The organism is Chryseobacterium culicis (assembly GCF_002979755.1).
In the GTDB taxonomy this organism is placed as follows: Bacteria; Bacteroidota; Bacteroidia; order Flavobacteriales; family Weeksellaceae; genus Chryseobacterium; species Chryseobacterium culicis_A.
This window is the reverse complement of the sequence record NZ_PCPP01000003.1, coordinates 350449-373135: the sequence shown is the minus strand read 5'-3', so window position 1 is coordinate 373135 and position 22687 is coordinate 350449. Positions and strand designations below refer to the sequence as shown.

The 22687-nt window shown below is 36.2% G+C and carries 16 protein-coding genes; 10 read left to right on the top strand and 6 right to left on the bottom strand.

Annotation, left to right across the window (positions count from 1 at the left end):
* Positions 1 to 477: 477 nt before the first annotated feature.
* On the bottom strand, positions 478 to 822 hold the full coding sequence (locus CQ022_RS18225; RefSeq protein WP_105683719.1) for a MerR family transcriptional regulator: 345 nt from the start codon (positions 820 to 822) through the stop codon (positions 478 to 480).
* A 211-nt stretch (positions 823 to 1033) separates the two neighbouring features.
* On the opposite strand from CQ022_RS18225, the gene CQ022_RS18220 reads away from it, so the two are divergent.
* Positions 1034 to 1915: an AraC family transcriptional regulator gene (locus CQ022_RS18220; RefSeq protein ID WP_105683718.1), complete on the top strand. Its 882-nt coding sequence runs from the start codon at positions 1034 to 1036 to the stop codon at positions 1913 to 1915.
* A gap of 221 nt (positions 1916 to 2136) precedes the next feature.
* Here the strand turns inward: CQ022_RS18220 and ccoG are convergent, their stop codons facing one another.
* Positions 2137 to 3579, bottom strand: coding sequence for a cytochrome c oxidase accessory protein CcoG (ccoG, locus tag CQ022_RS18215; protein WP_105683717.1), 1443 nt, complete (start codon positions 3577 to 3579; stop codon positions 2137 to 2139).
* 254 nt (positions 3580 to 3833) lie between these two features.
* Here ccoG and CQ022_RS18210 point away from each other — a divergent pair, with 254 nt between their 5' ends.
* On the top strand, positions 3834 to 4727 hold the full coding sequence (locus CQ022_RS18210) for an SMP-30/gluconolactonase/LRE family protein (protein WP_105683716.1): 894 nt from the start codon (positions 3834 to 3836) through the stop codon (positions 4725 to 4727).
* Positions 4728 to 4943: 216 nt separating this feature from the next.
* On the opposite strand, the gene CQ022_RS18205 is transcribed toward CQ022_RS18210, so the two are convergent.
* Entirely contained in the window at positions 4944 to 6251 is a 1308-nt protein-coding gene (locus CQ022_RS18205; RefSeq protein ID WP_105683715.1) for a DEAD/DEAH box helicase, read from the bottom strand.
* Positions 6252 to 6777: 526 nt separating this feature from the next.
* Between CQ022_RS18205 and rpsA the strand changes: the two genes are divergently transcribed.
* From rpsA to CQ022_RS18185, 4 genes are all read left to right on the top strand, one after another.
* Complete coding sequence (rpsA, locus tag CQ022_RS18200) at positions 6778 to 8568, top strand: 30S ribosomal protein S1 (RefSeq protein ID WP_047095475.1); 1791 nt, start codon at positions 6778 to 6780, stop codon at positions 8566 to 8568.
* Between the two features lie 393 nt (positions 8569 to 8961).
* Positions 8962 to 11589: a T9SS-dependent M36 family metallopeptidase gene (locus CQ022_RS18195; RefSeq protein ID WP_228421774.1), complete on the top strand. Its 2628-nt coding sequence runs from the start codon at positions 8962 to 8964 to the stop codon at positions 11587 to 11589.
* A 126-nt stretch (positions 11590 to 11715) separates the two neighbouring features.
* Positions 11716 to 12693 (top strand): EamA family transporter, encoded by a 978-nt coding sequence (locus CQ022_RS18190; RefSeq protein WP_105683713.1) that lies wholly within the window; start codon positions 11716 to 11718, stop codon positions 12691 to 12693.
* A gap of 89 nt (positions 12694 to 12782) precedes the next feature.
* The gene (locus CQ022_RS18185; protein WP_105683712.1) at positions 12783 to 13775 is read left to right on the top strand and encodes an alpha/beta fold hydrolase; all 993 of its coding nucleotides are present in this window, start codon (positions 12783 to 12785) and stop codon (positions 13773 to 13775) included.
* A gap of 48 nt (positions 13776 to 13823) precedes the next feature.
* Here the strand turns inward: CQ022_RS18185 and CQ022_RS18180 are convergent, their stop codons facing one another.
* On the bottom strand, positions 13824 to 14966 hold the full coding sequence (locus tag CQ022_RS18180; protein ID WP_105683748.1) for an MFS transporter: 1143 nt from the start codon (positions 14964 to 14966) through the stop codon (positions 13824 to 13826).
* 75 nt (positions 14967 to 15041) lie between these two features.
* Here CQ022_RS18180 and CQ022_RS18175 point away from each other — a divergent pair, with 75 nt between their 5' ends.
* Both CQ022_RS18175 and CQ022_RS18170 read left to right on the top strand, forming a co-directional pair.
* Positions 15042 to 15824 carry an AraC family transcriptional regulator gene (locus CQ022_RS18175; RefSeq protein WP_105683711.1) on the top strand — a complete coding sequence of 261 codons (783 nt, stop codon included), beginning with the start codon at positions 15042 to 15044 and terminating at the stop codon, positions 15822 to 15824.
* 136 nt (positions 15825 to 15960) lie between these two features.
* The gene (locus tag CQ022_RS18170) at positions 15961 to 16404 is read left to right on the top strand and encodes an SRPBCC family protein (RefSeq protein ID WP_105683710.1); all 444 of its coding nucleotides are present in this window, start codon (positions 15961 to 15963) and stop codon (positions 16402 to 16404) included.
* Positions 16405 to 16475: 71 nt separating this feature from the next.
* Here CQ022_RS18170 and rplS read toward each other — a convergent pair whose 3' ends face one another.
* A complete protein-coding gene (gene rplS / locus CQ022_RS18165) occupies positions 16476 to 16832 on the bottom strand; it encodes a 50S ribosomal protein L19 (protein WP_002980648.1) in 357 nt (118 codons plus the stop codon).
* Positions 16833 to 17127: 295 nt separating this feature from the next.
* On the opposite strand from rplS, the gene CQ022_RS18160 reads away from it, so the two are divergent.
* Positions 17128 to 19866 (top strand): fibronectin type III domain-containing protein, encoded by a 2739-nt coding sequence (locus CQ022_RS18160; protein ID WP_105683709.1) that lies wholly within the window; start codon positions 17128 to 17130, stop codon positions 19864 to 19866.
* A gap of 170 nt (positions 19867 to 20036) precedes the next feature.
* On the opposite strand, the gene CQ022_RS18155 is transcribed toward CQ022_RS18160, so the two are convergent.
* Entirely contained in the window at positions 20037 to 21566 is a 1530-nt protein-coding gene (locus CQ022_RS18155) for a hypothetical protein (protein WP_105683708.1), read from the bottom strand.
* Between the two features lie 368 nt (positions 21567 to 21934).
* On the opposite strand from CQ022_RS18155, the gene CQ022_RS18150 reads away from it, so the two are divergent.
* The gene (locus CQ022_RS18150; RefSeq protein WP_105683707.1) at positions 21935 to 22636 is read left to right on the top strand and encodes a CoA transferase subunit A; all 702 of its coding nucleotides are present in this window, start codon (positions 21935 to 21937) and stop codon (positions 22634 to 22636) included.
* Positions 22637 to 22687: the final 51 nt, after the last annotated feature.

Here is a 22687-nt window from a genome sequence, read left to right as displayed (position 1 = left end):
TGATAAACTAAATAAATACTAAAAAGAGATTGATTCTTAGTCAATCCTCCCGCTGGCGCGAGCACGAGCGTCTCTCTCATGTCCACAAGCAGGAAAAGCCCTTGTACTGCTGTGAACCACTTATAAACACCCTCCAGCCCCTTAGATAAGTCCCTCTCACCACTTTAACAAGCCTCTCCACCCACTTTATCAAGGGTCTCTAGCCAGTTCAGAAGTCGCTCCGGCCTCTTAGTCAACGGTCTCTAGCCCCTTCCATAAGCCTCTATACCCTTTATCAAAGGGGTTAGAGACCGTTATGCAACTCCCTTCAGCCCCTTATGCAACTGGGTATACCCCCTTACCCAAGGGGGTAGAGGGGGTTAGGTAAGGGGGTATAGTACGTTGTGAAAATAGCTGGTGATCGTATTCCTGATAGAATGTAAATAAAACCTCCGCTGCAATTCATTGCAGCGGAGGTTATTGTGTGTTCAAAGAAATTTATTCACCATCCCTTTCTCCCAAAGATTCTTTCAGCTTAATCAATTCGGCTTTTACGAATTCCAGGCGGTCAATCAGGGTGATGGTTTCGGAAATTTTACTGTTTGTGGTTAAGGCGATACGGGCTCCATCCAGGGTATATCCTTTTTCTTTTACCAGATGGTAGATCATCTGAAGGTTTTTGATGTCTTCAGGAGTGAAATATCGGTTTCCTTTTCTGTTTTTTTTAGGCTTGATAATAGGAAATTCCTGTTCCCAGTAACGTATTAATGAAGTGTTTACATCAAATGCTTTCGCAACTTCTCCTATAGAATAATACAGCTTATCAGGTAAATTTATTTTCATTTTACTACTCCTAAACTTCAAAGATAAAAATTTTTTAAAGTTTCATCCAAAATATATTGTAAAAAGTGCATTCAGACTTTGTTTCAAAGAAAATTTATAGGAGTGAAATTGTTATAAAATAACAGGTATTTGTGTTAACAGATAGGAAGAACCACCATATGCCAGTTCTTTTTTATCTAAATTTGTGAATTCTTACGATAGCTATATAATAATGAATCCGATCTCCGTTCTTCATATCGATCTTTTCCAGGCGGGTAAAAATACTTCAGATTTTTATTTTAACACGATGAAGAATCATTTGGTGGTGGGACATCGCCATATTGAAAAACCACACAGACATGATTTTTATGCTGCTGTTCTTTTTACCAAAGGATCAGGAGTACATGAAATTGATTTTCAGAAATATGAAGTTTCGGAGGGCAGTCTTTTCTTTCTCTCACCGGGGCAGATTCACAGCTGGGAACTTTCGGAGGATATTGATGGCTATATTTTCTTTTGTTCTCAGGAGTTTTACGAAATGCATTATGTAAATCAGAAACTCAGAAACTTTCCCTTTTTCGGATCTGTATCTTTTCCAAGAAAACTTCAGTTGGATGCTCTGGAATTGAAGAAAAACAGCAGTTTATTTCAGGAACTGGGAAAAGAACATCAGGCTAAAAATATAATGAAAGAAGGCCTTATTTTGTCATTGATGTCCCAGATTTTCATTCATGCTGCCCGGTTGTTTTCAAAAGACTTTGATACACTGGCATCAGCTGCCGGACTCTCTTATTTTAAACATTATCAGGATTTTGAGAATCTGATGGAACAAAATTTTACCAAACATAAATCAATTACTCATTATGCCTCTTTATTAGGGATTTCCTCCAAGCATCTGAATAGAATTGCCCAGACTGTTGTTCAAAAAACAGCCACGGATGTGATTACAGAAAGGGTAGTACTGGAGGCTAAAAGAATGTTGATGTACCTGGACGAAAGTCTGGTGGAAATAGCTTTTCGATTAGGATACGAAGAATATTCCTACTTTGTAAGAGTATTCCGGAAAAGCTCCGGAATGACTCCTACTCAGTTCATGAGGAAATATAAGGCTTAATGAGTTTAATGTTTAAAGTTGCTGGTTGTGTTTGTTGCTGGTTGTGTTTGTTGCGAGTTACGGGGTACTTCTTCTGTTTAGACGATCATTATCTTGTTTATTGACTTCCCATCCAAATTCACGATTCACTTGCGAAGCAAAATTCACCATTGCTATTTGTTGAGTAGTATCCCTAATCCCTGCAACCTAACACCTATCACCTGCCACCTGTCATCTGCCACCTATAAAGCTAATTTAAATGGTCCTTCAAACGTTGTTTCAAACGAATCTATCAGTTTCCCTTTTTCATCAAAAACTCCGATGACCATATTTTGTTTTGAGAACTTAATTTCTTCTTCAGGGAAGGAAATGTTGATGTTTCCTTTCAGGATCTGATCTCCTTTCAAAATGATTTTTTCAGAACCGAAGTAAGTGATTTCTGCATGGTTTGGAGTGATAACTTTGATGGTAAGCGTCTTTTTTTCATTTGATTTATTCAGAAGGGTATAAATAAAAGTATTGGTGATTTTACCATTTTTAATGAAAAACGTAGAACCTGCCGGCTTAATGAATTTGGCTTCCATGGAACCACGGTCGTACATCAAAAACCCAAGGAATCCGATAAGCAGCGCTAAAATAACGGTGGTGGCTTTCATTCTTGGAGTGAATCGGAATTTATCCTGATTTTCAATCTCATCTTCTGTGGCATAGCGTACCAATCCTTTAGGCAGGCCTACCTTTTCCATCACTTCATCACAGGCATCGATACATGCTGTACAGTTTACACATTCCAATTGCTGTCCGTTTCTGATATCAATTCCCGTAGGACATACCACAACACATTGGTTACAGTCGATACAGTCTCCTTTTCCTGCTGCTTTTCGGTCTTCGTTATTTCTCCATTTTGCACGGCCTTCACCTCTTTTAAAATCGTAATATACATTGATGGTCTGTTTGTCAATCAATACCCCTTGCAGTCTTCCGTAAGGACAAACCAGGGTACAAACCTGTTCACGAAGCCATGCAAAAACAAAATAGAATGTCATCGTGAAAAAGATCATCGTAATAAACTTTAATGGATGTTCTGAAGGTCCTTCCAGCATAATCTGGAAAACCTGTTCATAGCCTACAATATACATGAACATGAAAGTAGAGCAGAGTAGGGAAATAAAAATAAATGCGGACCATTTCGTCACTCTTTTTCGGATTTTTTCAGCATCCCATTCCTGTCTGTCGAGCTTCATCTGTTTATTTCGGTCACCTTCGATCCAGTATTCGATTTTACGGAAAACCATTTCCATAAAAAGAGTCTGGGGACACAGCCACCCACAAAATATTCTTCCGAAAACAACCGTAAATAACATCACAAAAATCACAGAAGTTACCGCTCCCAAAGCAAGAATAAAAAAGTCCTGCAGGTAGAAAGGCTGTCCAAGGATAAAAAACTTTCTGTCGATGACATTAATGAGAAGAAAAGGATTATTGTTAATCTTTACAAATGGCAACCCGAAAAATAAAGCAAGAAGAAGATAGCTGGTGTAATTCCTGTAATTGGTATATTTTCCTTTGGGCTTTCTGGGAAAAATCCACTTTCTTTTTCCGGATTCATCCATAGTTCCCACTGAATTTCTGAAATCTTCATTTTCAATTTCCAAAGACTTGATATTGTTAGACTCTGCGCTCATTGTTGTATGCTATAAAGTATTTTGGTACAATTTTCATCCTGATCGACCTTATTTTCCATTGATTATTTCCCTGTAAAAAGTGATCGATTCTCTTACTGCAAAGCTCCGGAATATATCTTTTTATTACTAATAGGATCTACTTCAAAAATAGGACAATTGGGACATTTTGTATTTGTGATTTTTATTGTATCAAAGTGAGAAAATATTTTGAAACCTTTTGATCATATCGTAAATTGCAGTCTTAAAAATAAAGCATGAAGAATATCTTTAAAATAAGTATGATTGGTTTGGTTTTCGCATTGGTAAACTGCCAATCAGTAAATTATAGTAAAATGTTTTATGAAGGAGTACAGCCGGAAATGGTTTCCGATAAGTTCAGTTTCACCGAAGGACCATCAGCAGATAAAGAGGGAAATGTTTACTTTACCGATCAGCCTAATGATAAGATCTATTACTGGGACTGGAAAAGTAATCAGGTGATAGAATTCTTAGATAAAACAGGAAGAGCAAACGGAACCCACTTTGACAAAGACGGATATTTGATTACCTGTTCTGATGATCAGGGGGAAATCTGGAAAATTTCAAAAGATAAAAAAGTAGAGGTGCTGCTTAAAGGGTTTGAAGGAAAAAGACTGAACGGCCCCAATGATGTCTGGAATGATGAATTGGGAGGAATGTACTTTACCGATCCTTTGTACGAAAGAGACTATTGGACAGGGTTTAAGCAGGAAATTCAGCATAAAAGCCTTTATTACAGAGATAAAACAGGAAAAGTTACTAAGCTGGATACTTTCACACAACCTAACGGAATTGTAGGAAGTGAAAAATTAAAGAAATTGTATATTTCTGATATTGATGCCGGGAAAACTTATGTGTATGATATTCTAGGTGAAGGGAAATTGTCTGAGAAAAAACTGTTCTGTGAAATGGGATCAGACGGAATGGAGCTGGATAAACACGGGAATCTTTATCTGACAGGAGATGGCGTTCATGTTTTCAGCCGTTTAGGAAAGAAGATTTATCATATTTCTATCCCTGAAAAATGGACTTCCAATGTCGCTTTCGGTGGGAAAAATAATAACATACTCTTCATTACTGCTTCAAAATCTGTGTATACTTTCCCTACCAGAGTAAGAGGAATAAAATAAGATTGTGATATCTTTATAATAAAAGAGCTCTGAAATTTCAGAGCTCTTTTTATGTTTGTTGAAACCACCCGTCAAAAATTCTCTGAATTTTCGCCACCCATCCGGAGGAGGGGAATTCTCACAGGGGTAATTACTTTATCTTTGAAATTGAAAATTTTCACAAGCTTATGTGAACTTTATATGCACAAAGTATCAACTTAAAAAAACTTTTGTGACTTAATAAGCAACTTCCATTTTCACTTTCTTTCCTTTCAGTTTTTCATTCTGAAGCTTTCTTAAAAGAGCATTTACTTTATTTCTGGAAACAGCAACATAAGAGGTCGTATCTTTTACCTCAATAATTCCCACATCTTCTTTCTGCAGTTCTCCTTTCTTGAGTAAATATCCTACAATATCCACTTTATTCACCTTATCCTTTTTCCCTGCACTGATGTAAACAGTCTGGAAAGGTGTTTTTTGCGGAACTTTAGTAAATCCGGCAACACTTTCTTCGGGAGTATTATTTTTAATGAATGGGAAATTTTCCTCTTCAGTCATAATCAGGTATACAAAACCTTTGGCGTTCATTCTTGCTGTACGTCCGTTTCTGTGGATGAAGGCATCTTCTTTTGGCGGAAGCTGATAATGAACGATAGATTCTACCTCGGGAATATCAAGTCCGCGGGCAGCCAGGTCTGTGGTAATAAGAATTCTTGCAGAATCATTTCTGAATTTTAGCAAAGCACGTTCTCTTTCATCCTGTTCCATACCACCATGGAAGGTTTCTCTGTCAATTCCCATCTGATGAAGAAGCTCAGAGATACGGTCTACAGCATCACGGTGATTACAGAAAATTAAAGTTCTCTTATTTCCGATTTTACAAACCAGATTAAAAAGGGTATCCAGTTTTTCCTCAGATATGGTCATTACCTTTCTCAGCTGAAGATCCGGTTTAATGTCATTTTCTTTAAGGAAACTGATTACTTTTTCATCTTTTAATCCTGTAAAGGCCGGAATTTCATCCATTGCGGTGGCGGAAGTTAAAATTCTTTGAGAAAGTCCTTGTAAAGAATGGGAAATAAATTCCATATCATCATGGAAACCCAGTTCCAGAGCTTTGTCGAACTCATCAAGAACTAAGGTTTTAATTGTTTTCGGATCAAAGTTATTATTTCTTAAGTGGTAAACAATTCTTCCGGGAGTTCCAATCAGTACAGCAGGAGCTTCAATTAAATTATTAACCTCGATTTTTTTATCATGCCCTCCATAGCAGACAGAAACTTTAAAATCTGTTCCCATCGATTTAAAAACCTGTTCAATCTGCAAAGCAAGTTCTCTGGCAGGAACCAATATCAATGCCTGAACTCCCTGAACATTTTTTTTCAGATTCCTCAAAACAGGAAATAAAAAGGCAAGCGTTTTCCCTGATCCTGTAGGAGAGAGTAAAACAATGTCTGTATTGTTTTCGGACGCTTTATAAGTAGATTTCTGCATCTGATTCATATCCTGAATCTGCAGTTTTTGATAGATCGGCTGTAATTCCATGCTGCAAAGGTAATGAATTTAAGCGGGGGATATATGGGAGAGTTTGAGGATTTGAGAGTTCTGGAGTGGTAGCATTTTATAGGAGAAGAGTTTGATAGGAATAGAAAAACGTTGCTCTTTAATTCGGTGTTACTGTCATTCTGAATGAAGGGTAGCGAAATGAATAATCTCATTTTGTCTTCTACTTATTATATATGCTTCGTGAACTGTGTTCGTAAACTTTCAGTTTATGCTCACAAGACATCGGATATTGCTTCATTCTGAATTTAAGACCGTTGGTATTAGAATGTCATGCTGAGCGCAGTTGAAGCATTCTTTTAATGAAGGTGTTGATTTTTAAATACATAAGTTAAATATTAGCGTGCTGAAATCTATTGCTTATTTTAAATAAAATCATTATCTTTGCACCCACTTTTGTGGCGAAAAGGTTTGATAGGTAAATTACTTACAATTAATTACTTCCGTATTTTTTAATCCGCATTTATTCAAACCATTAAAAAAGAAGGAATACAAATTTTATTAGAAAATGTCAAAAGAGACAAATTCAGCAGAGGTTTTATTAAACCAAAACGTAGCACCAGAACAATTTGATTGGGATTCATTCGAATCAGGTCTTGATGCAGATGCGAGAAAAGAAAAAAGCGATTTAGAAGAAATCTACAACGGATCTTTAAACAACCTAGACGATAACGACGTTTTAGTTGGTAAAGTTGTAAGATTAACTGACAAAGAAGCTATCGTAGACATCAACTTCAAATCTGAAGGTGTTATCTCTCTAAACGAATTCCGTTACAACCAAGGCCTTAAAGTAGGTGACGAGGTAGAAGTAATGGTTGACAAGAGAGAAGACAAAACTGGACAATTACAGTTATCTCACAGAAAAGCTAGAACGCTTAAAGCTTGGGATAAAGTAAACGAACTTCACGAAACTGGAGAAATCGTTAACGGTTTTGTTAAATCTAGAACTAAAGGTGGTATGATCGTTGACGTTCACGGAATCGAAGCATTCTTACCTGGTTCTCAAATTGACGTTAAGCCAATTAAAGATTACGATCAGTTCGTAGGAAAAACTATGGAGTTCAAAGTTGTGAAAATCAACCCTGAGTTCAAAAACGTAGTTGTATCTCACAAAGCATTGATCGAAGCAGATATCGAAGGTCAGAAAAAAGAAATCATCGCTCAGCTTGAAAAAGGTCAGGTTCTTGAAGGTACTGTTAAGAATATCACTTCTTACGGTGTATTCATTGACTTAGGAGGTGTTGATGGATTGATCCACATTACAGACCTTTCTTGGTCTAGAGTGAACCACCCATCTGAAATCCTAGAAGACGGACAGACTGTGAAAGTTGTAATCCTTGATTTCGATGATGAGAAAACAAGAATCCAATTAGGTATGAAGCAATTAGAAGCTCATCCTTGGGATGCTCTTTCTGCTGACTTGAAAGTAGGTGACAAAGTAAAAGGAAAAGTAGTAGTTCTTGCTGACTATGGTGCATTCGTAGAAATCGCTCCAGGTGTTGAAGGATTAATCCACGTTTCTGAAATGTCTTGGTCTACTCACTTAAGATCTGCTGGAGATTTCGTAAAAGTAGGTGATGAAGTAGAAGCTGAAGTATTAACTTTAGATAGAGAAGAAAGAAAAATTTCTCTTGGTATCAAGCAATTGTCTAAAGATCCATGGGAAAACATCGAAGCTAAGTATCCTGTAGGATCTCAGCATGTAGGAACGGTAAGAAACTTCACTAACTTTGGTGTATTCGTAGAGTTAGAAGAAGGTATCGACGGATTAATCTACATCTCTGATCTTTCTTGGACTAAGAAAATCAAGCACCCATCTGAGTTCTGCGCAGTAGGTGATAAATTAGACGTTGTAGTTCTTGAATTAGATATCCAAGCTAGAAGATTATCTCTAGGTCACAAGCAATTGACTGAAAACCCATGGGATAAATTCGAAACTAAATATGCTGAAGGAACTATCCACGCTGGTAAAGCTGTAGAAGTTCACGATAAAGGAGCTTCTGTTCAATTCGAAGATGCTGAAGTTGAAGCTTTCTGTCCTTCAAGATTATTAGAGAAAGAAGATGGATCTAAAATCAAAAAAGGTGAAGATGCTCAATTCAAAGTAATCGAATTCAACAAAGAATTCAAAAGAGTAGTAGTATCTCACACAGGTATCTTCAGAGACGAAGAAAAGAAAAACGTTAAAGAATCTTCTTCTAGAAACGTAACTTCTTCTTCTAACAACGAAGAAAGATCTACTCTTGGAGACATCGATGCATTAGCAGAGTTGAAAAGAAAAATGGAAGAAGGTAAATAATCTTTGAACCATTTATAGATAAGGAGCCGCTCATTTGAGCGGCTTTTTTTATGTCCATATAGTAATAGTGTCATCGTGGTTTTAGGATATTGAAGACAAAAACTACTCAAGTAAAATAGTAAAAATAGAAAAGTTGGTTTCAGAATAGATTAGAAATTTATATCCATTAAAAAGGCTTGTTTAACAAAATGTTTTTAATGAAAAAGAAATAAAAAACGGGGTAAACATAATCAGGCAAGCGCAAATATAATACAGGGTTCTCTTCATTGAGAAATATGTAAAATGATTTTAAGTTTATCCTTTCCATTTGTATTTATTTATATTTTAATTTTTGTCAAAAAAAATAGTGAAGTTATGTGAATTATTTGTAGATTAGCGCCTTTAATAATGGATATGAAAAACAAAGCTTTACCACTTTTATTTGCAGTATTTTCTGCGTTTCCGACAATATTGTTCGGACAGGATAATGAAAAACTGATTAAGGATTATATTTCTCAAAATAAAATAAGGGAATATAAAAAGTCTGATCTGAATAATATCATTGTTGATAATGTAGATCCTTCAAAATCATTGAATGGTAATGTTGTTAAATTTTTACAGACGTATAAAGGTTTACCTGTATACAGCTCTGTAGGAACAGCATTGATTCAGGACAATAAAATTGTTTATTACACAGATAATTTTGTAAAAGATTATACTACCTCTACATCTGGTACAGCTGCAATTAATAAAAATACAGCTCTTCAAAAAATTGCTGAAGATCTTAAAAACCCTGATATTGCGAATTTCACCATTCTTGAATATCTTGAAAAGACGCAAAAGAAAGCTACATCAGCCAATCAAAGATTGGTGTATATGAATGATGAGAGCGGAAACCTTCGTCTGGCATATGAATATACTTTAAATGAGCCAAAATCTCCGAATTTCTGGAATATTTTAGTAGATGCCAACAATGGAAATATCCTTTTGAAAAGTAACCTGACATTGTCTTGTAATTTCCATCATGATGCCTATGGTTCCGATACTGAATACAGCCATGCTGATCATTTTGAAAATACACTAGTTGGACCTCAAAATAACCTAGCACAGAATAATATTCCATTGCTTTTACCGGATAATGCATCATATAATGTATTTCCATTGCCTATTGAAGCACCTACTTTTGGTTCAAGATCAGTCATTACGAATCCTTGGATTCTGAGTGCTTCCCCTGAAGGATGGCATTCTGACGGAACGAATCATTATACTGTTACCAGAGGAAATAATGTTTTTGCCTATGAAGATGCTGCAGGAACAGCTTTAACAGCACCTGATTATCTTACAGGAGCTCCGGCAGATGGTGGAGCAACAAGAAATTTTGATTTCCCTTTTAATATCAATGAAACTCCATTAAACAACAGAAATGCTGCCATTACGAATTTATTTTATCTGAATAATAGAATTCATGATGTTTTCTATAAATTCGGATTTACAGAATCTGCCAGAAATTTCCAGCAGAACAACTTTGGTAATGGACCTGTAGGAGGAGATGATGACTCTGTATATGCAGAGGCACAGGATGGAAGCGGATTAAATAACGCGAATTTCTCTTCAGGGCAGGATGGTTATAATGGTAAAATGCAGATGTATCTTTGGTCTCCGGTGGGAAGAGTATTTTACTATAATGCACCTACTGCGGCTGTTTCCCGTACACCGGGAGCCGGAACTGCACAGTTTGGTACTCCATTACCTATGAACGGAATAACAGGAGATGTTGCACTTTCATCAGTTTTGGATGGTTGTACAGCATTGCCTGCAACTTCATTGACTAATAAAATAGGACTGGTTGAAAGAGGAACATGTTCCTTTGCTATTAAAGTGAAAAACCTTCAGGATGCAGGAGCTAAAGCGGCTATTGTATATAATAACGCTGTAAATGGTGCTACTATAGGAAATATGGCAGGTAATGATCCTACAATTACAATTCCTTCAGTACTTATTACCAATGCAGAAGGAGAATATATCAAAACTCAGCTTGCAGCAAGTACTACAGTAAATGTTACCTTAAAAGGAAATATGACTCCTGACGGAAGCTTTGATAACGGAATCGTAACTCACGAATATGGTCACGGAATATCCAACAGAATGACTGGTACAGGATACAACTGTCTGAATTCAGGAGTGAGCAAAGAACAAATGGGAGAAGGATGGTCTGATTTCTTCGCGTTAATGTTAACTAATAAAGCAGGCGATAATGCTACTGTAGCAAGAGGTACAGGTACTTATGCATTAGGTCAGGCAATAACAGGAGCTGGTATCAGACCTGCAAAATATTCTACAAGCCTTGCTGTTAACGGATTTACCTACGGAGATACCAACGGAATGGAATACAATAACGGATCAGCAGTGGTTCCGGATGTACACTCTATTGGTTTTGTCTGGGCAACGATGCTATGGGATCTTCACTGGAAATATGTTGAAAAATATGGTTATTCTTCAGATGTATTATCCACAACTCCAAACGGAAGTACAAAAGTATTACAGTTGGTAACGGACGCTCTGAAACTTCAAGGTTGTAATCCTAGCTTTATTGAAGGAAGAAATGCAATATTGGCTGCAGAGTTGGCAACAACTGCAGGTGTTGACAAATGTATGATCTGGGGCGTTTTCGCAAGAAGAGGTTTAGGAGTGAATGCATCATCAGGAGTGAAGAATAATATTAATGATCAGGTTCAGGACTTTAATGTACCGGAAGCATGTTTATTGGCTACCAATGATGTAAATGCAAATAAGAACAAGGATATTTCTATCTATCCAAACCCTGCTAAGGACGAGTTTTATATTAAGTTCCCAAGCAATACCCTTGGAAAAGTAAGTGTAGAACTTTATGATATGTCTGGTAAACTGGTTTCTACAGAAGATAAAATCTCACCAGATGCTAAAAAAGCAATTTCGACAAGCAATCTTGTTAACGGAACTTATATGGTTAAAATCAAAGGACTAGGTTTCGAAGCAGCTTCGAAAGTAATGGTTAAAAAATAATTTACTTTTATAATCAATTTAAAAATCGCCACAAGCTTGCTTGTGGCGATTTTATTTATCTATCAGTAGTACACTTCAGAATGATTTAATTTATATGTCGTAACTTTGCAGGCTGTTAAAAAAATTATGAAGAAGAAAAATATACTAAAAGGTGTTTTATTTGTAGGGATTGGAGCTAGTATATACGGTATGTTGGCCACTTTTGTGAAAATGGCTTACCATGATGGTTTTACAACCTCAGAAGTAACTACTTCCCAATTCGTATTAGGTTTGACAGGGCTTTTGATCCTTAATCTTATTCAAACCCTAACCTCAAAACAGAAATTATCGCTGCCTAATTCTAAAGAAGTAAGAATGCTGTTGCTTGCAGGAACTTCTTTGGGAGGAACAAGTTTGTTCTATTATATTGCGGTACAATATATCAATGTATCGATTGCTATTGTCTTATTGATGCAGTCGGTCTGGTTCAGTGTAGTGGTGGAAAGTATGATCACAAGAAAACTGCCCAACGCGAGGAAAGTTGTTTCTGTAGTTATTGTATTGCTGGGAACCATTCTGGCAACGAATCTTATTAATATGGAAATAGAACTGGACTGGCATGGAGTTTTCTGGGGGCTGATGGCAGCCGCTTCATATACCCTGACAATGTTTACTTCCAATACGTTGGCAACCCATCTTCCGGTTTTCAGGAAGAGTATTATTATGCTGGCAGGAGGTTCAGTAGTGGTATTTGCATTTTTATTCTTTGCCCAGATAGGACCCATGTATTTTGATGGTTTAAAATCATTATACCTGAATTTTACAGATAATACAGAACATATCCACTCATTTAATTATTCAATATTTCTCACGTATGGATTTGTTCTGGCTCTTTTTGGAACAATTATTCCGCCAATTCTGTTCAATGTTGGATTTCCAAATGCCGGATTAGGGTTGGGAAGTATTGTTTCATCACTGGAGCTTCCGGTTTCCGTAACCATGGCTTTTGTGTTACTGGGAGAAAAAGTATTCCTTATCCAGTGGGTAGGAATTGCCCTTATTCTTTTTGCTATCGTTTTAATGAATTTACCTTCAAAAAAAGAAAAAGAAATTTCGATGGCATAGTTGTTTAAAAAATATTTAATTAAAAATAACAGTTGAAGCCGTTCCTTTTGGAGCGGTTTTTTTAATTTTAATCTTTAAATAAAAGTTTCATGAAATATTTCAGAAATATAATGACTGTTTTTACTTTGACGGTCTCAGGTTTTATGTTTTCGCAGGTAAAACCTCTGGATGCAATGCTTTCCGATTATCAATATCCTTATGAAGTTCATTTTCTTACGCTCAAATCTCAGGGGCAAGATTTGAAAATGGCATATATGGATGTACAGCCACAGAAGTCCAATGGAAAAGTAATCATGCTTCTTCATGGAAAAAATTTTAACGGGGCTTATTGGGAAAGAACGGCAAAAGACCTTTCTGCTAAAGGATTCAGAGTGGTGATTCCTGATCAGATAGGATTTGGAAAGTCTTCGAAACCTCATGATTACCAATTTTCTTTTTCACAGCTGGCGGAAAATACAAAAGGAATTCTTGATGAATTGAAAATAGACAAAGCTATAGTTTTGGGACATTCCATGGGAGGAATGGTAGCGACCCGGTTTACATTACTATATCCTGAGAAAGTACAAAAACTAATTCTTGAGAATCCGATTGGACTGGAAGATTATAAGACTTTTGCAGCCTATCAGACCATTGATCAGGCGTATCAGGCTGAACTGAAAAATACAGCTGACACTTATAAAAACTATCAGCTGAAATTCTATTATGACAACAAATGGAAAGAAGAATATCAACCCTGGCTTGATTTAATTGCCGGATGGACACTTCATAAAGAGTATCCTCAGGTAGCCTGGGATGCAGCGCTTACCTCAGATATGATTTACAACCAGCCGGTATGTTATGAATTTAAAAATATCAAGGTTCCTACATTGCTTATCATTGGAACAAGAGACAGAACAGCTATAGGAAAAGACCGAGCACCAAAGGAACTTCAGCCGAAAATGGGGCAATATCAGGAATTGGGAAAGAAGACTCAGCGGGAAATTGCAGGTTCAAAGTTGGTAGAGATTGATCATGTAGGTCATCTTCCTCATATAGAAGTATATCCGAAATTTTTTGAAGCATTGTACAGTTTTATACAGTAGAAGAATAAAAATAGTTGAAACATTAAGTTTAATAAAAAATAGTTAAACTTAATGTTTCTTATTTTCAAAGAACAATAAAGTACAAACTCCTATACCTGAAAACAATATACATGAAATTCCCAGATTCTGTATAAAACCAATACTTACGAGCCCGGAGCCTATCAGAACATAATAAATCAATCCTAATATAGCACCTGCACTTCCTGTTTCATTTTTATAATTCATTAAGGCTGTACTTAGGATATTGGGAATTGCAATGCTAAAGGCCATTACAATGAAAAAATAAGGAATTAAAAAATAAATTCCTGTGCTTGACAGAATCCATACGAAAATAGAAGCGACAAATGCTGAAAATGTACTTGCTTTAACTAAACATTTAGGTTGTATATTCTTCAATATCAGAGATCTGTTGAGTTTTGCCCCGGCGAATGTTCCACATGCCAGTATAACACTGCTATATCCAAAAACATAAGAGGAATAATGGTATTTCTTAAAGATAAAAGGAGCCAGCGAATAGTATGAAAACAACAGAACATTAAAACTCATGATTAATAAACAACATCTGATAATTGCTTTGTCATGAAGCATTCTCTTTAATAAATTGATTAAAATACCTGCATTAATTTCTTTTACTGAATGATGGGTTTCGGAAATTTTTTGTTTTGAAAGAGTGAAGAATAATATTCCCAGCAAACATAATGTTATAAATACTCCCTGATGTCCCACAGAAGAAGCCAATACCGAACCGGTAATCATTCCTACCACAGGGCTTATGGATAAACCCATTCCAATCCAGGAAAATACTTTGCTGATATTATCTTTGTCGTAGCTGTCTCTTAAAATAGTTTGTGTCACAATAGACCCTGCGGAAATTCCAAATGCTGAAATAATTCTGGCACCAAGAAGAATCATAAAGTTAGGTGCAAAAACTGCAGCCAAGGTTCCGATTCCATAGGTGATGAGACCGTATTCCAATGACCTTTTTCTTCCAATTCTGTCACACTGTACACCCCAAAATGCTACACCCAGGGCAAATGCTATAAAATATAGGCTGATCGTCAGAGTAACAGCTTCTTCTTTTACTCCAAACTGTTGCTGTACCATCGGTAAAACAGGGCTGTAAATGGTTTCTACAAATTGCGGAAGCATTACAAGCAATGTCAACAGCCAGATAGGATTTGTCTTTTTCATTTTTTTCTGCAAAGTTTCCAAAAAAACAAGGTATATTTATAATGATATAAAAACAAAAAATATCAAAAATAGGACATGGCTGTACTGAAGCAAAATGAAGAATTTAATGCAGATTCTATTCAAGAGAAAGTAATAGGAATAGCCTCGGATATGGTGATGCATGATTCTGGCTTTCATTTTCATAAAACGAAGGCTCAGCTGTTGTATGCTCCCTCTGGCTGTATGACGGTTACTACTTCTGATAAACAGTTTGTTCTTCCTCCGTTCCGTATGCTATGGATTCCTGCCAATGAGATTCATCGGGTCAATTTTCGGAATGTTGTAGCCTATAGATCAATTTATTTTGATGAAAATTATTCAAAAAAATATATGACATTTGATCTGAAGGTTCTTCATGTAAATGCTTTACTAAAAGAGATTATAGAAAGGATTTGTTTTTGGGAGTGGTCGGATTTGGGTAATAATCAAATTAATCTTTTAAAAGTATTCTGGGACGAAATGAATAAGGCTCCGGAAGAAAAACTGGAACTTAAAATGCCTCAGGACAGACGTTTTAAAAAAACAGTTGAAGAATGGACACTGCGCAAGTCTATACCACCTATGTTGAAAGATCTTGCAGAAAAAACCGGAGCAGTAGAGAAAACAATCAGCCGTATCTTTAAAAAGGAAACCGGACTGTCTTACCAGGAATGGAGGCAGCAATGGCGGCTGCAGCGATCGATTGAGCTTTTGGTGGAAGGTAATTCAATAGGAGAGGTGTCACATATTTTAGACTTTTCATCTGACAGCGCTTTTATTGAATTTTTCAAAAAACATACAGGAGCTACTCCTTTACAATATCTCATGAAAAATGAATAACCTTTTTACAGTTAATAAGGTAGGCAACTTCTAATCTTAAATATTTCTTGCCCTATGCAAAGTCTATTCAACAATAATTTGCATAAAATTGTATCATCCAGCAGGATATAGTTTTGAAAAACAAAAAATACATCGTATGGACAATTATAATACTACAATTGAACTAAAAGCTACGGCAGGGAAGATCTATGAAGCGCTTGCTTATCAGATTCCTCTCTGGTGGTCTGAGTGGTTTACCGGTGCCTCAGCACAGGTGGGAGATGTGTTTACCGTAAGATTTGGAGACCATATTCACAAGACAATACGGATAAAAGAAGCAATGCCCAATTCAAGAATGATCTGGTCTGTTGAAGATTCACTGATTGCTCTTCCTGAATTAAAAAATCAAACAGAATGGATTGGTACAACGATCGTCTGGGAAATGGAACAAAAGGAAAAGAGTAGTTTACTGATGCTTACCCATATTGGTCTGAATCCGGATATTGAATGTTATGAGATCTGCTCAAATGGCTGGCGGCAGTTTCTCGGCAGTTTGACAAAGTTTCTGGAAACCGGAGAAGGAACTCCATACAGAAAGTAAAAAATATTTAAACAAAAAAAAGAGACTGTTTATTAGTAAACAGCCTCTTTTTGTATGTATTGTTGTCTGAATTATTTCTTCTTGTAAGCAGCGTCTTTGATTCTTGCTTTTTTACCTCTAAGGTCTCTGAAGTAGTAAATTCTAGCTCTTCTAACTCTACCTCTTCTATCAACTTCGATTTTTTGAAGTGCAGGCATGTTAATAGGGAATACTCTTTCTACACCTACATCACCACTCATTTTTCTGATAGTGAAAGTTTTTGTAGAACCAGTACCTCTTAATTGGATAACTGTTCCTTTGAAGAACTGAGTTCTAGTCTTTTGTCCTTCTTTAATTTCGTAATACACAGTAATTGTATCACCTGCTTTGAATTCAGGGAATTCTTTTTTCGCAATGTACTTGTCTTGTACGTACTTTAATAAATCCATTATTAATAAAATAAAATGTTAAAGCTAAGCAACTTACACGTTCTTCGTCAGAGGTTGAATAACAGGTTGCAAATGTACAAAATAGTTTTCGAATACGCCAAATATTTAATGTACTAAAAACTATAATTTTTTCGTTCCGGTTTTGCTAAAAAATTAACGGTTTCTTTAAAGTACCATCAGACAGAGTTTATATGGGAATTCTACTTTTGCCCGAAATAAAAAATCTGAGCAAGGATTTTTAAACGTTTGATTTACAATTCGAAATTCTATATGTTATTTTAAAACTAAAGCTATTATGAAACATTATTTCTTCTTTTTTTGTTTCGCGGTCCAGATGGCTTTCGGGCAGGTTTTGTTTCCTTATTTACAAAACCCGACTCCGAATTCTATGATCGTCAATTGGAAAACAGCCTCCAATAATGAAACAACAGTGATCTACGGAAATTCTCCGGCAAATCTGAACGTAACGGTAACAGGAACTACCAATATCTTTTCAGATACGGGATACAACAACAATTACTATTATCACACGGCTAAGATCACCAATCTTCAGCCGAATACTAAATATTATTATAAGATAAAAACAGGAACCAGTGAGTCTGCTGTTTACAATTTCAGAACACTTCCTTTGCCAGGGCAGGCGGTAACGACCAATGGAAAAATCCGCTTCCTTATCATGGGAGATAACCAGATTAAAGCAGAACCCAGATATGACACGCTTACTTTGAATGCTTATAAGAAATTAAAAGAAAAGTTTGGAGCTACTTCAGATCCTTCTGATAATATTGCGCTTACTTTTATGGTAGGTGATCAGGTAGACGTAGGGACATTGGATCACTATGAAAATGTTCACTTTAAAAAGAATATCAAATTATCACCTTACCTTCCTATTCAGACCACGGTAGGAAACCATGAGACGTACGGTTCTTTAGGAATGAACTCTTATTATGCTCACTTTTATATCGATGAAATTAGTTATAAAGGGATAAGCTCAGGAAATGAAAATTATTATGCCCAGCAGGCGGGTAACGTTTTGTTTGTGAGTTTGAGTTCTGAGCATACCGGATCAGCTCAGCAGACATGGCTTCAGCAGATCTTAACGGCAGCAAATAATGACTCTACGGTAGACTGGATTATTTCTTTGAGCCATAGACCTTATCAGGCTGAGCAATATGTGGGAGATATTTCTACATGGGTAAGAGATAATGCAGTACCACTTCTGGTAACTTCTGATAAATATTTAATGCATGTAGGAGCTCACCATCATTTATATCACAGAGGTCAGCTTAAAAATACACCTAATTATCAGATTATTTCAGGGGGAACAGCCTGGGATCAGTATTGGGGAATGTCTAATGAGCAGGATTTTGATGATGTTCAGAAAACATTAACAGACTGGACATACCAGATCGTGGAAGTAGATATTCCGACTGGAAAGGTAGATATCGAATGTTATTCTATCGGAGGAGTGTACAACAAGAAAAATAATGTACTGGTGGATTCTTTCCACAGATATAAGAATCAGCCTAAGCCGGCAAAACCATCTATTACAAACAATTTCACAGGTACTACTACTTTACCATTGACATTGAATGGAAGTGCATTCTCATCTTCAAACGGAGAACTTTTAAATACAACACAGTTTCAGTTGAGTAAAACTTCGAATTTTTCTGTGATTGAAAAAGAGTTCTACCGTGATTTTGAAAACTGGTTCGGAAAAGACGGAAACGGAACTCCCGATAAAACTAAAAATCTCAATGACGGAGTAGATATCACAAAAGTAACACTGGCTGCGAACTCTATTCCAAATGGTATCTATTATGTAAAAACACGTTACAGAGACAGAAACCTTGAGTGGAGCGACTGGAGTGATGTGAAGCAGTTCGAAATTACAGGAAGTGTAGTTTCAAACCCTACCTTTACTTTAAATAAAACAGAATATGCTCAAAATGAAGCCATCACAGCTACTTATACAGGTGGGCCTGGTAACCAGCAGGATTGGGTAGGAATCTATAAGAAAGGACAAACTCCTGCTTCTACCACTTCACAAGGGTTTATCTATACGAATGGACAGACTGCAGGAACCGTTACTTTCAACAATGGTTTAGCTAATAAAGGTCAGTATTTTGCAGGATTCTTCGCCAATGGAGGGTATACAGAAATCACTCCAAGAAAAAATTTCTATGTAGGACCAAAAGTGCAGCTTCAGGCTACTGCTGATACTTATCCTGTAGGAGGAACAGTTGTGATCAATTTTACAAATGGACCTAATTTACAGAAAGACTGGATCGGAATTTATAAAATGGGACAGACTCCGGGAACTACAGCTGCCATTAAATGGAGCTATGTAACGACTGCAGCAGGAACTTTGAATTTTACAGGACTTCCGAAAGGATATTATTATGCACAATATTTACTTGAAGACGGATATAACGGAATCGGGGAGAAGGTATTCTTTAAAGTAGGAGACATCGTTACTGACCTATGGATCAATAAACCAGTGTATACTTTAGGAGAAAATATCACTGCTTCATGGACAGATTCTCCGGGAATCATCAAAGACTGGTTAGGAATTTATCCTCAAAGTGTTCAGACGCCGGACGATAACTTTGTTTCTTATACTTATTTTGATGGAGTAACTCAGGGAACAAAAACAATCCAGGGAACAGCTGTGCCTGCAACTCCAGGAAACTATTATATGGTAATGTTTACCAATGATTCCTATACAGAGGTTTCCAACAGAGTACAGTTCCAGGTGGCTTCACCCACTTTAGGAACAGAAGAAACCAGAAGTACAGAGAAAAATGTAGTGCTGTATCCAAACCCAACCAAACCGGGACAGCCTACTTTTATAAAGAGTGACTATCCAATTGAAAAAATTGAATTGGTCTCAGCTTCAGGAGAGCTGCTTTATGTATCGAAAAATATCAATAACCAACGCTTTTCTTTGGTGAATGAAAATCTTCCTGCTGGCGTTTATTTTGTAAAAGTACACGGAAGAAAACTGTTTACTTTAAAACTGATCATTCAATAAAAAGTAAATTCACACAATTGTAATAGAGAGGCTGCCATTTTTGACAGCCTCTTTTTCATTTAATTTTTCACAAAATCTATACACAATCATTCGTGAAAATCAGTGTCATCTGTGGGCAAATAAAAAACAGTTCCAAAAAATTGAAACTGCGTTAAATATATGAATAATGATTAGTCAAAATAGTACAGATCATCCTCACTTAGCATTGCCGGATTTTCAGTAGAAGAATACTCTTCCGGTATATCGGCTAACGTTTTGGTTTCCTGAATAAGTTTTCCATCCGTGCCATAAAGTTTTAAAAGTACCCATTTTCCATTACGTTCAAGTTCTTTAGACCCGTTTAAGGTGGTTAATTTTATTTTTCCGGTTTGAAGGATCCCCTTTTTTATAGAAGATTTGTTGGTAGGTTTTCCTTTTACATACTGTACAATTTGTGCTGTGAAGAAATAATTATCTTCGTCTTCATTCAAAGGCTGGTTGTAAGTGTATAAAGTAACACCTTTGTTATCATAGATAATGGCATCATAAGCTGTTTGCTTGGAATTTAATTTCTTCTCAGATTTCAGCTTTTTCTCTTCATTATATATTCTCGTATTCACTACAACTCCTTCCTTATATTGTGTTTCGGTAAGCCCTTCATAGGATGTACCATTATAAGGCATTTCATCTTTATAAGTCAATGTAGATTTCAGTTTTCCATCAGGACTGTAATATTTGATCTCCTGTGTAATATCATCTTTTAATATTTTTTCCGAGGATAATTTTCCTGCTTCATCGAAAGATTTACTGATTATGATACTTCCATTTTTATAAATATCGATACCCGAAATCTGGGTAGAATCATAATTAAACTGATAATCTTCACCATCCATAGGTTTGAAAGTATCATTTTCTTTGTCGTACTGATAAACAAGATGCCCTATTTTTTTACCTGATTCATCATAAGTGGTTTTATAACCCTCTTTTTTACTGTTCTTCTGTTCCTGCAGCAGTTTTCCATTTTTAGCATAGATAACACCTTCCTTTACGCTCCCATCACTTTTATATTTTTCAATTTTAGAAACTCTCATTGGATTTGGATAATAATCTACCAGCAGGGTTTCTCCCGAACCTGAAGGAGCAGTACCAATAAGCTTTCCTTTTTCGTCATAATATTTGGTTTCGGTTCCGCCGTCTTTAGTAGTATAGTTTTCATACCTAATTCTTTTTATATTTTCATCATAAACGATGGTCTTGGCAGGTATTGAATTCTCATAGGTAGTAATGGTGTTGTAAAAATATTCACTTTCTACATCTTTATAAAGGAATGCCTTTCCATCGAAAGTACCGTCGGATTTATAATTTACATCTTCCGTAAGTCTTCCTTTTTCATCATAAGATTGAGAGACTCCCAGTTGCTTACCATTAGAAAATGTCGTTATAGTCATTACTTTTCCTTCAGGAGTATACCAGGTTACTTTTCCATCAAAAATTTCACTGTTGGGAGTGGTGTCAGAAGCAAGTCCTTCCATTTGAAGTTTTCCGTCCTTGTAGAAGTCTTTGATAAGGGTTAATTTTCCTTTAGGAGTTGTTTCACGGTAATATTCCATGTTCTCCTGGGTGGTTTTTTCCCAGTTTTCATCGAAGTAAGTTTTTTCTTGTGCATATACATTGACACTGAGCACCAATGCCAGTAATGCTGAGGTAAATAATTTTTTCATGTTTTTGTTTAAGGTTTGATTTTATATATGATTAATGTGATGGTATCTGTAGAAAATGAAATACCGGAAAGAGGTAGTAAGTATTTACTATAGAATAATTTTTACATTGAAATTGTGTTTAATTTAAATCCAAAAGCAATAAAATATACTGTATTTCCGGCTTTGAGACTTCAAATATAAATCAATTTGAGGAAAAATAGGGTAAAAACCGAACAGACTTGTTCGGTTTTAATAGTAATATTGTGGTTATAAGTGTTTTAAATGTTAAAAAAAGATATTTCTAAAAGCACGAAATTCAGGATGGTTTCCATTCATCGGATATACAAGAAAATTTATTAAATTTAGCCAACAGAAAAATCTAATATTTCATGATAGATAAAAGAGTAAAAAATGCAAAGGAGGCCATCGAAGGAATTCAGGATGGAATGACACTGATGCTTGGCGGATTCGGACTTTGCGGGATCCCTGAAAACTCAATCAATGCTTTGGTAGAAAGTGATGTGAAAGATCTGACTTGTATTTCAAACAATGCAGGAGTAGATGATTTCGGATTAGGACTACTGCTTCACAAAAGACAGATTAAGAAAATGATCTCTTCTTACGTAGGTGAAAATGCTGAATTTGAAAGACAGATGCTTTCAGGTGAATTGGATGTAGAGCTTACTCCCCAGGGAACTTTGGCTGAAAAATGTAGAGCGGCTCAGGCAGGAATTCCAGCTTTTTATACCCCTGCAGGGTATGGAACTGAAGTAGCAGAAGGAAAAGAAGTGAAGGAATTCAAAGGAAAACCTCATATCCTGGAGCACGCTTACGAGGCAGACTTTTCTATCGTAAAAGCATGGAAAGGAGACCATGCCGGAAACCTTATCTTCAAAGGTTCGGCGAGAAACTTCAACCATCCGATGGCAGGAGCTGCAAAAATTACCATTGCTGAAGTAGAAGAACTGGTAGAACCAGGACAATTAGATCCAAATGAGATTCATATTCCGGGAATCATGATTCAGAGAATTTTCCAGGGAGAAAAATTTGAAAAAAGAATTGAGCAACGAACAGTGAGAACTAAAGAATAAGCTCGAATCATAAAAATAAAAAAAGCGCTGAAAATATTTTCAGCGCTTTTT

Bases quoted from the DNA above. Each gene is read 5' to 3' on its own strand.
- CQ022_RS18225 (WP_105683719.1), bottom strand. From the start codon at position 822: ATGAAAATAAATTTACCTGATAAGCTGTATTATTCTATAGGAGAAGTT.
- CQ022_RS18220 (WP_105683718.1), top strand. From the start codon at position 1,034: ATGAATCCGATCTCCGTTCTTCATATCGATCTTTTCCAGGCGGGTAAA.
- ccoG (WP_105683717.1), bottom strand. From the start codon at position 3,579: ATGAGCGCAGAGTCTAACAATATCAAGTCTTTGGAAATTGAAAATGAA.
- CQ022_RS18210 (WP_105683716.1), top strand. From the start codon at position 3,834: ATGAAGAATATCTTTAAAATAAGTATGATTGGTTTGGTTTTCGCATTG.
- CQ022_RS18205 (WP_105683715.1), bottom strand. From the start codon at position 6,251: ATGGAATTACAGCCGATCTATCAAAAACTGCAGATTCAGGATATGAAT.
- rpsA (WP_047095475.1), top strand. From the start codon at position 6,778: ATGTCAAAAGAGACAAATTCAGCAGAGGTTTTATTAAACCAAAACGTA.
- CQ022_RS18195 (WP_228421774.1), top strand. From the start codon at position 8,962: ATGAAAAACAAAGCTTTACCACTTTTATTTGCAGTATTTTCTGCGTTT.
- CQ022_RS18190 (WP_105683713.1), top strand. From the start codon at position 11,716: ATGAAGAAGAAAAATATACTAAAAGGTGTTTTATTTGTAGGGATTGGA.
- CQ022_RS18185 (WP_105683712.1), top strand. From the start codon at position 12,783: ATGAAATATTTCAGAAATATAATGACTGTTTTTACTTTGACGGTCTCA.
- CQ022_RS18180 (WP_105683748.1), bottom strand. From the start codon at position 14,966: ATGAAAAAGACAAATCCTATCTGGCTGTTGACATTGCTTGTAATGCTT.
- CQ022_RS18175 (WP_105683711.1), top strand. From the start codon at position 15,042: ATGGCTGTACTGAAGCAAAATGAAGAATTTAATGCAGATTCTATTCAA.
- CQ022_RS18170 (WP_105683710.1), top strand. From the start codon at position 15,961: ATGGACAATTATAATACTACAATTGAACTAAAAGCTACGGCAGGGAAG.
- rplS (WP_002980648.1), bottom strand. From the start codon at position 16,832: ATGGATTTATTAAAGTACGTACAAGACAAGTACATTGCGAAAAAAGAA.
- CQ022_RS18160 (WP_105683709.1), top strand. From the start codon at position 17,128: ATGAAACATTATTTCTTCTTTTTTTGTTTCGCGGTCCAGATGGCTTTC.
- CQ022_RS18155 (WP_105683708.1), bottom strand. From the start codon at position 21,566: ATGAAAAAATTATTTACCTCAGCATTACTGGCATTGGTGCTCAGTGTC.
- CQ022_RS18150 (WP_105683707.1), top strand. From the start codon at position 21,935: ATGATAGATAAAAGAGTAAAAAATGCAAAGGAGGCCATCGAAGGAATT.